We start from the raw sequence: 13,707 nt of genomic DNA on the forward strand, positions 1-13,707 counted from the left end.
CTTCGCCAGGCCTCGGACCACTGGCCTGAGGACACAGAGACTCAGCCACCGAGGTGCCAGGAGTAACTGGCCTCATCCCAGTTGGTGGTGGCTGAGAACCGATAGCCGGACGCCGTGCCGTCGTCGTGTTCTTCATTGACGGCAATGCAGTCATAACTTCCGGTCAGAGCTGTCAGGTCGTCAGTCGAGCCGCCTGCCATAGGCGTGCACGAGACTTCCACGATTGGACCTGTGAGGATTCCCGTCGCGACGCGTTCTTTGGCATCGTCCAGGATCGACTTCTCCATTTCCTCCACAACGAGTTCCCTGTAGACCCGTTCCGCTTGGTCCTCGCGCTTTTGGGCTTCGCGCTTCGCGGCGGCACGTTCGGCTGCTTCGGCCCGGCGTTCCTCGGCAGCGGCTGCCTCGGCTTTGCGTTTGTCAGCTGCGGCTTCTTGAGCTGCAACCTCGTTATTGTGCTGGATGATGAGACCGGTGCCGGTTCCTATGCCGCCAAGAACGAGTAAAGCCACCAGCGCCAGCACGATTCTTTTTCGGCCCTTGGAACGTGCGGCGGTTCCGTAAGGGGCGGCGCAGTGAGGACAGAAGTTGCCATCTGTCCGGGTCTGTACGCTGCACCGCTTGCAAAGCTTGATCGGGGTTTCGGCGGCCTCCGATGCGCCGACAACTGGTGCGGCCAGTGGAATTTCCGAGGTGGGTGCTTCATTCCACCCGTCTTCCTCCGGAGAAGAAGGGAGAGGAGGGCGCGGTGGTTCGTCGTGAGACATGCGGAATGTCCTTCATAGGAGTGCGATAAGTGATTTGGAACTGCCCCGATGCCGGTCGCTTCCCCTCAACCGTTGAAATTGACGACACGATTACGAGTCATCGGTTCATTCCCCCTGCCAGTTAGTTTATAACAACTGGTACCGTCATTTTCCGCCGATGCGAGGCACCCCCAGCCTCCAGGCGGAGAACGCGCATGCCGCCGCGAAGACGACGTACGCCGCCGCGGCCAGCGGCAATGGCAGCGCCCCGGTGGCGAAGGTAACCAGGGCGGCGAGGAGCGCGTATCCAAGCAGGGCGCCCGATTTCGTCCGGACTCCGACGAGGAACAGGAAGACGGCATAGAAAGGGCTGAAGCCGGCAATGGACCAACTGAATACGGTGACCAGCACTGCAATCGCAACCAGCAGTGCCGCGGCCCCGCGATGTTCGCGGATGGACCTGGACACTTCCCAACGGCTGACCATCCACCAAAACGCGAGCGCAAAAAGCGGTGGTGTCGCGGAGCTGATAAGGATGTACGGGGCGGATGCGATCCATCCTGCCCCGGCCGCTGCCATGATCAAGGATCCGAGCAGGCTCAGAAGCGCGGCGGCGCCCGCCACGAGCAAAGCGAGGCTGTTGGCGTGTAGTGCGGCCTGTTGACGTTCGACGTCGGATGCTGCGGGCTGAGTGCCTCGAGCGGCGTTCATTATGCTCGTTTCTTCGATAATCAGTTGCCATGGCCATCGTATCGCTGACCGCACCGCCTAACTGCGCATCCGCGTATCCGCCGGTCTGCGAAGAATGCGCGAGACTGGACGCATGACCATTCTTAAGCCTGTTGTGTTATTCGCCCTGGCCGCGCTGGCAGAGATCGGCGGCGCCTGGCTGATCTGGCAGTCCGTCCGCGAGGATCGAGCCTGGTGGTGGGCCGGGCTCGGCGTGATGGCATTGGGACTGTACGGTTTCATCGCAACGCTGCAGCCGGACGCCCACTTTGGACGGATACTCGCCGCCTATGGCGGGGTGTTCGTGGCAGGCTCGCTGGCGTGGGGCGTCGTCGTCGACGGTTTCCGGCCGGACCGCTGGGACCTCACCGGGGCAGCCATCTGCCTGCTCGGGGTTGCGGTGATTATGTTCGCTCCCCGGGGCTCGGCGCCGTAGCGCCTGCCTCCTGCCGGATGGCACCTGTCCGGCCGATCTCCACATCCAGGGTCGGCCGGCCGCGGCGCACCGCCAGCCAGGCCAGCCATACTGACAAACCGCCGACGGCGAAGCCGGCGGGCACGTCCACTACGTAGTGCCAGCCGAAGTAGATGGTGGCCACACAGGTGAGGACCACGTAAATCCACATGAAGACCCGCACCGGGTTGGGCATCCGCGTCAGGTGGGCAATCAGCGCTGCGGTGAACACCACGGACACGTGCAGCGATGCGAAGGCGGCGATGCCATGGACCGTCAGAGTGTCATGCGGTCCGGCCAGCACCTCCAGCCGGTTCTCCCATAGCGCGTCCTGCAGCCCTGATACTTCGGTGGGAGGCAGGTCGGCGAACGGTGCAGGGGCAGCATAGATGGGTCCGAGCGCGGGCAGCATGTAGTACGTCGCTGTGCCAAGGATCCAATTGAAGGACAACGCAGTGGCGTACCAGGCCCCGCGGGCCAAGTCGTTCGCCCAGGCGAGGGAAGCGGCCAGGGTGAGAGGGACGAACAGCATGTAGAACATGTAGACCAGCGAAAGTATGTGGGCGCTAATGCCGGTTCCGAGCAGCAGGTGCAGTACATCCGCCGGGTGGGCGCCAAAGGCCAGCCAGGAGTCGATGGCGGCCAGTGCCGGGTCCGTCAGGTGTTCCTGCAGGAATGGCAGGAAGCTCTTCAGGTTCCGGTAGGCCACATAGGCCAGGTAGAACGTTGCCAGACCGGCAGCGATAACTGCCAGTCGCGGGCCGGTCCATCGTTCACGCAACACCCCTGCCATGGCCGGGAACCAATTACGGTACCCGGGCCTTCGCCGGATAACCCTGGGGACGACGTCGGCCATCATCACGATCGCGATCATCAGCGGGAGCCGCACATAGCTGGGGCCAATGAAGCCGTCCGGATCGCGCACCGGCAACCCGGCAACAATAGCCGTAATCAGCATCAGCGCCCCGAATGATAGCGTGACGACAAGCGGGACACCGAAAAGCTGGCGCCAGGCTGGACGTGGGCGTCCGAGGTCATTGCTCATCAGTCATTTGTACCGCATTTACCACCCGGAACCCCGAATTTAACCTGAGAGTCTCATCAAGACGGTCTGGGCAGAGGTTGTTTGTACGCCCTGTCCGGCGGTCCCGACGCTCATTTCACTGTTGTAAGCGGTGATCATGGCCCCGGCGGCGATCAGGCCGGCAATGATGAGTGCCGCCAGCGCGACAGTCCTCCACAGCCGCTGGAATGGCGTCCTGCTCCGGTATCGTGCCGCACACTGCGGGCAGAACTCGTCGTGCGTCCGGGTGACTGCGCGGCACCGGCCGCATGCCTTCCGGGGAGCCTCGGACACCGGGGCGGCCGGGCTGGATACATCGATGGCGGGCAGTTCGACGGTGGGCGGATCGTCCTCGTAATCCGGGAAGTAGGTAGGCATAGGGGTCCCCTGGGAATGCTAAGAAATGAGTGAATGGAGCGAAGCTGCCAGACCTGGACAGCCCACGGCGTGGAGTCAGAATTTCGACGCCCGGTACTGCGCTTTATGCTTCGCTGAATCATTTTTAGCAGCACATGCATCAGGTACGGAAGACCTGTGAGATCCCTGAAGGGCAAGTGTGCTGGAAATCATACAATCGTGTTAGTCCGAGGCCTCGAGGAGCCCGGCCTGAGCGCTCAGCTGCGGGGAGGCCAGTTCTTGAAATTCTTGGGCCGCGGGGGAGCGAAGGTGCGGATTTTCGACGTCGACAATCCCAGCCGCACCAACGATTCGGCAATGGTGACGGCGGCCGTCACGCCGTCGACCACCGGCACCCCGGTGCGTTCGACGACGCGTTCGTTCAGCCCCGCCATCCCGCCGCAGCCCAGGCAGACCACCTCGGCCTTGTCGGTCTCGACGGCGCGGGCAGACTCGGCTGCGATCGCTTCCACCGTGGCGTCCGGATCGCGTTCGAGTTCCAGTACTCCCAGCCCGCTCGCGCGGACGGAGGCGCACCGTTCATAGAGACCGGCGAGCTTGAGCCGGTCCTCGATCAGAGGAACGGTCCGGTCCAACGTGGTGACCACTGAGTATTTATGGCCGAGGAACTGCGCGGTGCTGGCCGCCGCCTCGGTAATGTCCACCACAGGCACGTTGAGCAGTTCCTGCAGTCCCTCCCGGCCGTGCTCTCCGTATCCGGCCTGGATGACGGCGTCGAAATCGCCTTCATAGGAGCGCACTGTTTCCATCACAGCGATGGCCGCCAGATAGCTCTCATAGTTACCCTCCACGGAGTCCGCGCCGAAGATCGGGCTCAGCGGAACGATTTCGGTTCCCGGCGCGGCGACCGATGCCGCCTGCTCTCCGATAGCTTCGGTCATCGCGTCGGTGGTGTTGACGTTGACAACAAGGATCCGCACTTGCGCAGACCTCCTCAGAGTTATTCGCTCGGAACGGCGATGGACTCGCCGTCGACGTCGGTAAACGTACGGTCACGGTCGGCCACTATCAAGTAGAACACCAAGGCGAGGCCGGCACCGATAAACCAGGAGAACCCGGAGAGGGCGGCGAACACCGGCACCAGCGCCAGCACAATGGCGATGATCGCGGCCGGCACCAAGGCGAGGATGGCGCGCCGATTGTATCCGGAACGGTAGTGGTAATCGCTCTCGGGATCCTCGGTATACAAGGCCGGGATGTTGACCTTGGACCTGCGCAGCAGCCAGTAGTCGGCGATGATGACACCGAAGACCGGGCCGAGGGCGGCTCCGAGGCCGCTAAGGAAGTACTGGATGACGACCGCTGAGTCGTACAGGTTCCACGGCGTGATGACTGCGCCGATGATGGCCGTGACCAGACCGGCGCGGCGGAAGTTCAACTTGCGGGGGAAGAGGTTGGCCAGCATGTAGATGGGGGCGACGAAATTCGCCAGCAGGTTGACAGCAATGGTGACCAGGATCAGGGCCACGCAAGCGACCACCAGCAGGAAGGTGTTGGGGATCGTCTGCACGATGTCGGAAGGGCTGGTGACGATATTGCCGTTTATCTCGAACTGTGCGCCGGCCATGACCACGACGATCCCGGCGAAGAAGAGCATATTGATCGGGATGCCGACGAGATTGCCCTTGACGATGGCTGCCTTGCTCTTCGCCGAGCGGGTGAAATCGCAGACGTTGAGGACGAAGGTGCCGTAAATGACGACCCAGAGCGCGGCGCCTTGGAAAATTTCGAGCCACATCTTGCCACCGGTGAGGCTCTTGTCAGTGGACAGCGCGATACTGCCGCCAGCTTCGAAGAATTTCCACCCGGCAATGGCGAGCATGGTGGTCAGGATGGTCGGACCGACGTACGCCATGTACTTGCGGATCATGCCCATGCCATAACTGACAATGATGACCTGGACTATCCAGAGGCAGATAAAGGAGATCCAGCCCAGCAGGGGAAGGCCGAGCAGCGACGTGTTGGTCAGCGATTCCAGCGACGGGAAGAGGGCTATCAGCAACACATTAAGTACGAGGGCGGCCAAATAGGTCTGGATGCCGAACCAGACGATCGCCACACCGCCGCGCACCACGGCGGCTATCTGTGCGCCGCTGATGCCGAATGCGATGCGGCTCATGACCGGAAACGGCACGCCGGTCTTCTCTCCCATGAAACCGGAGAGGGTCAGCAGCAGGAAGATCATCGCCGACCCGAGCAGGAACGTCAGCATAATCTGCCAGACTCCCAATCCCAGCGCAAACAGTCCGATGGCGAAGGCGTAGTTGGCGAGGCTGTGCACATCGTTGGCCCACAACGTGAAGATGTTGTAAGTGCCCCAACGGCGCCCGGCGCGCTGGGTGGGGGCAAGGTCGTAGTTGTACAAGCGAGGGCTGATCTGTACATCCGTCGACTGCGCCGGGTTGAATGTCATCATTGAACGAACCTATAGTTTCATATCATGGAACTGAATTTCCGGTAATAGAAATTTAGCGTACGCGTGAGCTGGTTCACCGTCAACCATTACGGCAGCGGCACCTTCCATTGCGTGACTGGTGAGCCTGCTGGTAAAGCTGATGCCATTCACCCCGGCCCTCAGGCCGGGGAACTACACAAGAAGGGTCCGCACATATGCGCTACATCGTTGGCTACACCCCCGACTCCCGGGGCGAGGACGCCCTGGCGCTGGCCGCGTCGCTTGCCCGTAATCCAGGCGCCGAGCTGGAGCTGGTCCACGTACTGGATGGGCCCGAACCCGGTGAAGCGTCGTCCGGCCCTGAGTCAACAGTGCAACAGATCCGCGCGGGCCGGGCAGAGAGCTGGCTGAACGAAGCCGTGGAATCATTTCCCCACGACGTCCCCGTTTCAACGCAGGTGCGCTACGCGCCGTCGTTTGCTGAAGGATTGATTGAGGCGGCCGAGGAGGCAGCCGCAAAGCTGATTGTGGTTGGAGCGGCGCGTAACGGATTGTTCGGTTACTTCACCGTCGGATCGGTGGCCAGTGCACTGCTGCACGCATCGACCGTGCCATTGGCCCTGGTGCCCTCTGGCTATCACGCGCCCGAAAGCATCGGCCGGATTACCTGCGCGATCGGCACCCGTCCTGGCGCGGAAGCGCTGTTCGATGTCGCAATTGATGCCGCTTCCCGTCGTCGGATCCCGCTGCGGCTGATCTCCCTGCTGGCCTTGGATGCCCATGACGATGACGAGGGGCAGCGGGCCGCCGAACAAGCCGGTGCCCACGCGCAGCACGTGCTGGAACAGGCTGGTGAAAAGTCCGACGGCCGACTGCAGCTCAGTGCCAAGGTGGCACGGGGCAAGTCCATCGAGGACGCGATCGAAGACCTCGAGTGGAACGACGACGAGATGGTGCTGATCGGCTCCAGCAGGCTCGCCCAGCGCCGCCAACTGTTCCTGGGAGCGACGGCGAACAAGATGCTGCGTTCCCTGCCCGTGCCCATGGTGGTCGTCCCGCGCGACTACGTGTCGCTGGACGACTGAGCCCGGGTCAGTCGTCCTGCCGGGCTTCGTACCGCTCGATCTCCCGGCGCCCATAGGTCGCCTGCCGGATAGCACGATCGTCTTCGAAGCTGGAGCCGAGGGCGCCCGCAATCGTGCCCATCGACGTCGAGAGCCAGGCCAAGGAGATGTAGCTGAACAGGTCCACCGGTTGTCCCAGCGTCTTTTCGAAGTAGCCGGGTGGAATGATGGCCAGGCCGGCCAGCAGGGTCAGCACGAACAGCAGCACGTAAAAGAAGCCGACGCCGACTCCGACCGAAAGCACAGTTGCCCCGTTGTACATGCGCGAATCCCGTTTCCACGCCGCGTTCTTCGGTTTCTCCCACATATCGTTGTAGGAGATCAGCCAGGTAATCATGGCGGCGACGGCGATAACAGTGACTGAGGCTTGCCGCGCCACGGTGAGCGAGTTCGCCATCATCCAAATGCTTGAGTAGAAGATGCCGAAGGCCGAGGTTGCTGCCGCGGCGGCGAAGGCGCTGGACAGGCTGGGCACCAGGCGCCACGGGCGGTTGATCCGGATCATCCCCAGCAGCATCCTGACCATTCCGGTGGCACCTGTCAGGCGCAAGGATGAGGTTGTGCCGTCTTTCCGGTCCGTGCTGGTCTTCCGTTGAGGCGATGTGGTGCCCGCCCCGAGTTTCTTGAGGGGCCGCTGGCCGCCCGTCTCGGTGCGTTCCGGCTGCAGCTCGTCAGGCACCAGCACGCGGCCCACCCGGACTATGGCGGTCAGCACATGGTGGCGCAGCCGGACCGGTCCAAGTGCAGGTAGTGCCACCAAGGCTGCCTCGTGATCGAGATTCGCCTCACTGATCACCAGCTCATTGTCGATTCGCCGGCTCAATTCACTGAGGCAGATCAACAGATCCCAGCCGTGCTCCCGCTTGATCCGGTCGCTGTGCTTCCAGACCAGCAGGCGCCCGTCGCCGTCCAGCGGCAGGGATTCGGAATGGAAATCAACCGTCCACTGGACTTGATCGCTCACTCTCTCTTCCAGCACTGCCGTCAGATCGTCAACGATGTTCGCCGCGATATCAGTGGGCAGGCCAGGGTCGGTCACGAGACCGAGTGTGATTTTGTGCAAGTGGCGCGCGGCTTCCTGTTCATATGTGTTGGTAAAGGCCCGGGGCTGCCCCAGCATGCTCCGGGCCATGCTCGTGGTTGAAACAGCGAGCACAACCGTCAGTCTAACGGGCCGGCAAAAATCCCAGCTGTGGTTGGCGACGACGGGGGATAGTCCAAACGATGGGTCGTGATCCATCGAACGGTTGATGTGAGCGCCTGGGGCCCTCCATAGATTGGAAGCAGTTATCCGTTTGAAAGGTAATCCGTTGAAGAAGCTCTTCTATTCCGCGTTTGCCTACACCATCATTGGTCTCTTGTCCGGGCTGTACTACCGCGAACTGACCAAGGCACAGGATTTCGCCGGAGAGACCCAGCTCGCCGTGGTCCACACGCACCTTCTGGTACTGGGCACACTTGTCTTCCTCCTCGCCATGGTGCTGGAGAGGTCCTTCGGTATTTCCCGAAGCAAGCTGTTCAACTGGTTCTTCTGGCTCTTCAGCGCCGGGCTGGTGCTGACCGTCGGCATGCTGGTGGTGCATGGAACCATGACGGTGATGGGGGCCGAAGCAGGTGCCGCCATTGCGGGAATTGCCGGGATAGGCCACATCCTGCTGACCGCCGGTTTCGTCATCTTCTTCCTGGCCCTCCGCTCTGTGGCTTTCGGCGTCAAGAGCGGCTCCACGAACGTGGTGACGGCAGACGCCTAGGCGGAGGCGACGCCGAAGATCGCCCAGCTGAGCAGGAAGCCGACGAAGCCGATGATCGTCTCCATTACCGTCCACGTCTTCAGCGTCGTCTTCACGTCCAGTTCGAGGAATTTGCCCACCAGCCAGAAGCCGGAGTCGTTGACGTGGCTGAGCATCACGGACCCGGCGCTCAGGGCCAGTACGATGGCGACAACCTGCATGGCGTTATAGTCGCCGGCGGCCACCAGTGGCTGCATCAGTGCTGCCGAGGTGGTCAGCGCGACGGTGGCCGAGCCTTGTGCCACCCGGATGATGGTGGAGATGACGAAGCCGGCAATCATGATCGGCATTCCGATGTTCTCCAGCGAACCGGCCAGGGCGTCGCCAATGCCGCTGGCCACCAGCACGCCGCCGAACATGCCGCCGGCGCCGGTGATCAGGATGATGGCGCAGATGGGGCCGAGGGAGCCATCCAGCAGTTTTTCGATGGTGCTCCGGCTGCGGCCGCGACGGGTGCCCAGCACCACGGAGGCGACGAGTACAGAGATGAGCAGCGCGATGGGTGTGGCGCCGAGGGTCTGGAGCACGCCGACCCAGGTGGCGTCGCCGTTGAGGACGCCGCTGGTGGCAAGGGTGTTCAGCACGGTGTTCATGGTGATCAGCAGGATGGGCAACAGCAGCATGGCCACGACGACGCCGGCATGGGGCGGGTGCTCGTCGTGCTCCTGCTGGGGTCCGCCGCTGATGAATTCGGGCACCGGGCGAATGTTCTTCCGGCCGCTGACCTGTCCGAAGATATAACCGGCAACCACCCAGGTGGGCAGGGCGACGATGAGCCCGGCCAGCACCAGCAGTCCGACGTTGGCGTCCAGCAGGCTGGCCGCGGCCACCGGCCCGGGGTGCGGCACCAGGAAGACGTGCATTACAGAGAATGCGCCGGCCGCGGGCAATGCGTACAGCAGGATGCCGCCGCCGAGCCTGCGGGCCACGGCGAAGATCACCGGCAGCATCACCACGAGGGCGGCATCCAGGAAGACCGGGAAGCCGAAGATCAACGATGCGACGCCGAGGGCCAGCGGTGCGCGTTTCTCGCCGAAGAGGCGCATTAGCGAGTCGGCCAGGGCCTGCGCGCCGCCGCTGACTTCGACGAGGCGTCCGAGCATCACCCCGAGCCCCACCAGCAGGCCGACGCTGGCGATAGTGTCGCCGAATCCGGCGAGGAGCACGTCGGTGATGGATCCGGCCGGGATGCCGGTGACGAATGCCGTGAGCAGGCTGACCAGGATGAGCGCGACGAACGCGTGCATCTTGAATTTGATGATCAGGAACAGCAGTAGAGCAACTGCACCGGCAGCGATGAACATCAGCGGTGCTGTGCCCATCGGCTGGGTCCAGTTTTCGAGCACGTCCATACAGGTCAGGGTCCTTCCGTGGGGGTGGAAAACGCGTTGGGGGCCAGGGAATGCGTCAGGGGTGGGGGATGCGTTGGTGCGGTGGTGCGTTTACTTCAATCACCATTCGGCTATGGAACCGTCGGCGTGCCGCCACACAGGGTTGCGCCAGCGGTGGCCGACGCCGGCGCGTTCGAGGACGTAGTCCTCGTTGACGTCGATTCCCAGGCCCGGGCCGGTGGGGATGGTGACGTAGCCGTCGTCGTACGCAAAAACCGACGGATCGCGCACATAGTCGAGCAGGTCGTTGGTGGTGTTGTAATGGATGCCCAGGCTTTGTTCCTGGATGAAAGCGTTGTGGCAGCCGGCGTCGAGCTGCAGGCAGGTGGCCAGCGCGATCGGCCCCAGCGGGCAGTGCAGGGCGAGGCCGACGCCGTATGCCTCGGCCATTGCGGCGATTTTCCGGGTTTCGGTGATGCCGCCGGAGTGGGACGGGTCGGGCTGGATGATGTCGACGGCGCCGGAGGCCAGGATCTTTTTGAAGTCCCACCGGCTGTAGAGCCGCTCGCCGAGCGCGATGGGGGTGCTGGTGTGGCGCATCGCGTCGAGCAACCCGTCGGTTTCTTCGCTGAGCACAGGTTCCTCGATGAACATCAGCTTGAACTGCTCCAACTCGCGCAGCAGCACCTTGGCCATTGGCTTGTGCACCCGGCCGTGGAAGTCGACGCCGATGCCGACGTTCGGTCCGACGGCGTCGCGGACCGCGCCGACGCTGTCGATGCAGTCCTGCACCTTGTCCCAGCTGTCCACGTACTGCAGCTCGCTGGTGCCGTTCATCTTCACCGCCGTGAAGCCGCGGTCGACGGTGTCCCGTGCCGCCGCCGCGGTGTCGGCCGGACGGTCGCCGCCGATCCAGGAGTAGACCCGGATCGTGTCCCGCACGGATCCGCCGAGCAGTTCGGACACGGGCACGCCGAAGCTCTTGCCCTTGATGTCCCACAGCGCCTGGTCGATGCCGGCCAGCGCGCTCATCAGGATCGGCCCGCCGCGGTAGAAGCCCGAGCGGTACATGGTGCTCCACAGGTCTTCGATATGCCGCGGGTCCTTGCCGACGACGTAGTCGGACAGCTCCTCCACGGCCGCTGCGACGGTGGCGGCCCGGCCTTCGACGACGGGCTCTCCCCAGCCGGTGACGCCGTCGTCCGTCTCAATCTTGAGGAAAAGCCAACGCGGCGGCACCTGGTAGGTGGTGAGTTTGGTGACCTTCATTTAGCTGCTCCTGCCAATCAGGGTGGCCAGCCGGTCCAGCTGGCTGGCGTCTTCGAGTGCGGAGCCGACGGCGACCACGCTGGCGCCGGCGTCCAGGTACTCGGCGGCGTTGGTGGCGTTCATGCCGCCGGTGGCCACGACCTTCAGTCCGGGGAACGGGCCGGGCATGGCCTTGAACCAGGCGGTGCCCAGCGCGGTGGCGGGGAAGGCCTTGACCCAGCCCATCCCCAGTTGCCGTGCCCGCTGGATTTCCGTGGGGGTGGCGACGCCGGGCAAGTGGGGGAGTCCGGCGTCGATGCTGGCATGCGCAACGTCAGGGTCCAAGCCGGGGGCGACGGTGAACGCGGCGCCGTTGGCGTCGGCCTGCCGCACCTGCTCGAGGCTGACCACGGTCCCGGCGCCGACCTGGTGCCCGCGTTGCCGGCCGGCCGCGATGGCCGCGGCGAGGCTGTCGATGGCCGCCGGCGTCTCGATAGGCACCTCCACGCTGGTGATGCCCAGGCCCCAGGCGGTTTCGGCCAGTTCGACGGTCTTCTCCGGGCTGAAACCGCGCAGAATGGCCATTACCGGGCATTGCGCGAATGTGTTGTCGAACCACTCGTTCATGGCCGCCATCCGATCTCCTTCGATATTGACGTTGTGACTTCTTTTAGCCGGGGCGCCAGCTGCTGCAGCTCATCGAGGTCCGCCCTCGCCTTCAGCGACGTGATGGAGGCCGAGGCAAACACTGCCCCGCCGGCGTCGTGCAGTGGCATCGCGATGCAGTTCACGTAGTCCTCGTACTCGCCGGCATCGACCGCCCACCCCTGGTCACGGACGTGGTCCAGTTCGCGCCGGAAGGCGTCGGGTGAGGTGATGGTGGCGTCTGTGTAGCTCTCGAAAGAGCAGGATTCGAGCATGGCGTCGACGACGGCGGCGCTCTGGTGGGCGAGGATGGCCTTGCTGACGCCGGAGGTGTGCAGCACCACGGGCTGGCCGATCTGCGAGTACAGCCTCACCATCCCGGGCTGTTCGATCTTGTCCACGTAGGCGATCGAGCGGCCCTGGAGTTCGGCCAAGTGGATGGTGTGCGAGCAGGACTCGCCGAGGGCAGCCAGGTGGGGTTTGGCGACGGCGGCCAGGTCGAACTGTTCCTGGGCGACATGCGCCAGGCCGGTCAGCCGGTAACCCACCCCGTACAGCCCGTCATTGCGGCGCCGGGCCAGCCCGGTTTCGGACAACGTCTGCAGCATGCGCAGCGCGGTTGAACGGTGCACCTGAAGATGCTCTGCCACCTCCGACGGCGTCCTGGGCCGGATGCTGACGAACTCCAGGATGTCGGCGGCGCGCTGGATACTCTGCGACATGGTCAGCGGCCTGTCTCGGGGACGAAGTCGTCATAGCTGCCAAGTGCCCGTGCGGCCAACCGGTGGCCGTGCTGCAACCGGGTGTGCGGGTCGTCGGACCGCAGCAGTGCGGAGAGGTAGCCGGCGGCGAAGGCGTCTCCGGCGCCGACCGGCTCGACCACGTCCACGGTCTCGGCCGGCACGAATGTTGTGGTTCCGGAGGCAATCTCGGTGGCGCCGACGTCGTCATCCTTGACCACGACGGTGCCGCCGCTGTCGATAAAGGCGGCGATGGATTCCGCGCTACTGGTGCCCCACAGTATCTCCGCCTCGTCCCGCCCGACCAGTACGACGTCTGCCTGGCGGGCGAAGTCCGCCAACACGCCTGCGGCCTGTTCGACGGACCAAAGACCCGAGCGGTAATTGACGTCGAAGGAGACCATGGTTCCGTCACGCCGGGCGCGGGCGAAGATGTCCGTGAGCAACCCGCAGCAGGACTCCGAGAGGGCTGCGGTGATGCCGGAGACGTGGATGAGCCGGGCCTCGGCCAGGGGCAGGTCTTCGAGGATCGCCATGGACATTTTCGACGCCGCCGAGCCACTGCGATAGTAATGCACCTTTGTCGCGCCCGGTTGGGGATCCTTGAAATAGACGCCTGTCGGGGCCTCCTCTATGACCCGCACGTGGGAGGTGTCGACGCCGTGCCGGTTCAAGGTGGACAGCAGCCGGCGGCCGAACGGGTCGTCGCCGACCTGGCTGACCCAGCCGGCGCGGTGGCCCATCTCGGCCAGGTACAGCGCGACCGTTGACTCCGCACCGCCGAAGCTGATGGTGCAGGCGGCAGCGTGCTCGAGGCCTTGGCCGTCCGAAGGGGACACCAGCGCCATCGACTCGCCCACGCAGATGACCCCCGGGGCGCCCGTGGTGCTCCGGTCCTGGTCGGATAGAGACATGCCGGTGGCAACTTCCTGTGTGCTGGGCGTTCCGATACGTGCAACATATGCAACAACGATGTTTAATGTGCAACGCGAGAACAAACGTTACGGGCATCACACCATCGGGCG

At 63.9% G+C, this 13,707-nt stretch carries 15 protein-coding genes; 3 read left to right on the top strand and 12 right to left on the bottom strand.

The genetic code is table 11. From position 1 onward, the window contains the following. Nucleotides 1-41 precede the first annotated feature (41 nt). Entirely contained in the window at nt 42-767 is a 726-nt protein-coding gene (locus H535_RS26325) for a hypothetical protein (RefSeq protein ID WP_155838758.1), read from the bottom strand. A 144-nt stretch (nt 768-911) separates the two neighbouring features. Next, nucleotides 912-1,457: a hypothetical protein gene (locus H535_RS0117415; protein ID WP_026820554.1), complete on the bottom strand. Its 546-nt coding sequence runs from the start codon at nt 1,455-1,457 to the stop codon at nt 912-914. Nucleotides 1,458-1,569: 112 nt separating this feature from the next. Between H535_RS0117415 and H535_RS0117420 the strand changes: the two genes are divergently transcribed. Continuing rightward, a complete protein-coding gene (locus H535_RS0117420) occupies nt 1,570-1,911 on the top strand; it encodes a YnfA family protein (protein WP_026820555.1) in 342 nt (113 codons plus the stop codon). Here the strand turns inward: H535_RS0117420 and H535_RS26330 are convergent. The 4 genes from H535_RS26330 to H535_RS0117440 form a co-directional block, all read right to left on the bottom strand. Next, nucleotides 1,880-2,974, bottom strand: a complete 1,095-nt coding sequence (locus tag H535_RS26330; protein WP_051299481.1) for a phosphatase PAP2 family protein — start codon at nt 2,972-2,974, stop codon at nt 1,880-1,882. The genes H535_RS0117420 and H535_RS26330 overlap by 32 nt on opposite strands. A gap of 39 nt (nt 2,975-3,013) precedes the next feature. Further along, a complete protein-coding gene (locus H535_RS0117430) occupies nt 3,014-3,370 on the bottom strand; it encodes a hypothetical protein (protein WP_026820556.1) in 357 nt (118 codons plus the stop codon). 236 nt (nt 3,371-3,606) lie between these two features. Next, nucleotides 3,607-4,329: an aspartate/glutamate racemase family protein gene (locus H535_RS0117435; protein WP_026820557.1), complete on the bottom strand. Its 723-nt coding sequence runs from the start codon at nt 4,327-4,329 to the stop codon at nt 3,607-3,609. A gap of 20 nt (nt 4,330-4,349) precedes the next feature. Continuing rightward, nucleotides 4,350-5,825 (bottom strand): NCS1 family nucleobase:cation symporter-1, encoded by a 1,476-nt coding sequence (locus H535_RS0117440; protein ID WP_211236626.1) that lies wholly within the window; start codon nt 5,823-5,825, stop codon nt 4,350-4,352. Between the two features lie 194 nt (nt 5,826-6,019). On the opposite strand from H535_RS0117440, the gene H535_RS0117445 reads away from it, so the two are divergent. Beyond that, nucleotides 6,020-6,889: a universal stress protein gene (locus H535_RS0117445; protein WP_026820559.1), complete on the top strand. Its 870-nt coding sequence runs from the start codon at nt 6,020-6,022 to the stop codon at nt 6,887-6,889. Nucleotides 6,890-6,896: 7 nt separating this feature from the next. Here the strand turns inward: H535_RS0117445 and H535_RS0117450 are convergent, their stop codons facing one another. Then, on the bottom strand, nt 6,897-8,084 hold the full coding sequence (locus tag H535_RS0117450) for a hypothetical protein (protein ID WP_155838759.1): 1,188 nt from the start codon (nt 8,082-8,084) through the stop codon (nt 6,897-6,899). A 154-nt stretch (nt 8,085-8,238) separates the two neighbouring features. Between H535_RS0117450 and H535_RS26335 the strand changes: the two genes are divergently transcribed. Next, the gene (locus tag H535_RS26335; protein ID WP_035770077.1) at nt 8,239-8,679 is read left to right on the top strand and encodes a DUF2871 domain-containing protein; all 441 of its coding nucleotides are present in this window, start codon (nt 8,239-8,241) and stop codon (nt 8,677-8,679) included. Here H535_RS26335 and H535_RS0117460 read toward each other — a convergent pair. The 5 genes from H535_RS0117460 to H535_RS0117480 all read right to left on the bottom strand — a co-directional run bounded on the left by H535_RS0117460 (nt 8,676) and on the right by H535_RS0117480 (nt 13,596). After that, on the bottom strand, nt 8,676-10,070 hold the full coding sequence (locus H535_RS0117460; protein ID WP_026820561.1) for a GntP family permease: 1,395 nt from the start codon (nt 10,068-10,070) through the stop codon (nt 8,676-8,678). The genes H535_RS26335 and H535_RS0117460 overlap by 4 nt on opposite strands. Before the next feature lie 99 nt (nt 10,071-10,169). Next, nucleotides 10,170-11,318 carry a galactonate dehydratase gene (gene dgoD, locus H535_RS0117465; protein ID WP_026820562.1) on the bottom strand — a complete coding sequence of 383 codons (1,149 nt, stop codon included), beginning with the start codon at nt 11,316-11,318 and terminating at the stop codon, nt 10,170-10,172. Further along, entirely contained in the window at nt 11,319-11,933 is a 615-nt protein-coding gene (locus tag H535_RS0117470) for a bifunctional 4-hydroxy-2-oxoglutarate aldolase/2-dehydro-3-deoxy-phosphogluconate aldolase (protein WP_026820563.1), read from the bottom strand. Beyond that, complete coding sequence (locus H535_RS0117475; RefSeq protein WP_026820564.1) at nt 11,921-12,664, bottom strand: IclR family transcriptional regulator; 744 nt, start codon at nt 12,662-12,664, stop codon at nt 11,921-11,923. The genes H535_RS0117470 and H535_RS0117475 overlap by 13 nt, the downstream gene beginning before the upstream one ends. Nucleotides 12,665-12,666: 2 nt before the next feature. Beyond that, the gene (locus H535_RS0117480) at nt 12,667-13,596 is read right to left on the bottom strand and encodes a sugar kinase (protein ID WP_081416778.1); all 930 of its coding nucleotides are present in this window, start codon (nt 13,594-13,596) and stop codon (nt 12,667-12,669) included. Between the last annotated feature and the right edge of the window lie 111 nt (nt 13,597-13,707).

It is taken from the genome of Arthrobacter castelli DSM 16402, from assembly GCF_000430705.1.
GTDB classification, from domain to species: Bacteria; Actinomycetota; Actinomycetes; order Actinomycetales; family Micrococcaceae; genus Arthrobacter_C; species Arthrobacter_C castelli.

What these genes read in the sequence shown, in the direction of transcription:
- H535_RS0117420 (WP_026820555.1), top strand. Translation starts at nt 1,570, where the DNA reads ATGACCATTCTTAAGCCTGTTGTGTTATTCGCCCTGGCCGCGCTGGCA.
- H535_RS0117445 (WP_026820559.1), top strand. Translation starts at nt 6,020, where the DNA reads ATGCGCTACATCGTTGGCTACACCCCCGACTCCCGGGGCGAGGACGCC.
- dgoD (WP_026820562.1), bottom strand. Translation starts at nt 11,318, where the DNA reads ATGAAGGTCACCAAACTCACCACCTACCAGGTGCCGCCGCGTTGGCTT.
- H535_RS0117430 (WP_026820556.1), bottom strand. Translation starts at nt 3,370, where the DNA reads ATGCCTACCTACTTCCCGGATTACGAGGACGATCCGCCCACCGTCGAA.
- H535_RS0117475 (WP_026820564.1), bottom strand. Translation starts at nt 12,664, where the DNA reads ATGTCGCAGAGTATCCAGCGCGCCGCCGACATCCTGGAGTTCGTCAGC.
- H535_RS0117470 (WP_026820563.1), bottom strand. Translation starts at nt 11,933, where the DNA reads ATGGCGGCCATGAACGAGTGGTTCGACAACACATTCGCGCAATGCCCG.
- H535_RS0117460 (WP_026820561.1), bottom strand. Translation starts at nt 10,070, where the DNA reads ATGGACGTGCTCGAAAACTGGACCCAGCCGATGGGCACAGCACCGCTG.
- H535_RS0117480 (WP_081416778.1), bottom strand. Translation starts at nt 13,596, where the DNA reads ATGTCTCTATCCGACCAGGACCGGAGCACCACGGGCGCCCCGGGGGTC.
- H535_RS0117440 (WP_211236626.1), bottom strand. Translation starts at nt 5,825, where the DNA reads ATGATGACATTCAACCCGGCGCAGTCGACGGATGTACAGATCAGCCCT.
- H535_RS26330 (WP_051299481.1), bottom strand. Translation starts at nt 2,974, where the DNA reads ATGAGCAATGACCTCGGACGCCCACGTCCAGCCTGGCGCCAGCTTTTC.
- H535_RS26325 (WP_155838758.1), bottom strand. Translation starts at nt 767, where the DNA reads ATGTCTCACGACGAACCACCGCGCCCTCCTCTCCCTTCTTCTCCGGAG.
- H535_RS0117415 (WP_026820554.1), bottom strand. Translation starts at nt 1,457, where the DNA reads ATGAACGCCGCTCGAGGCACTCAGCCCGCAGCATCCGACGTCGAACGT.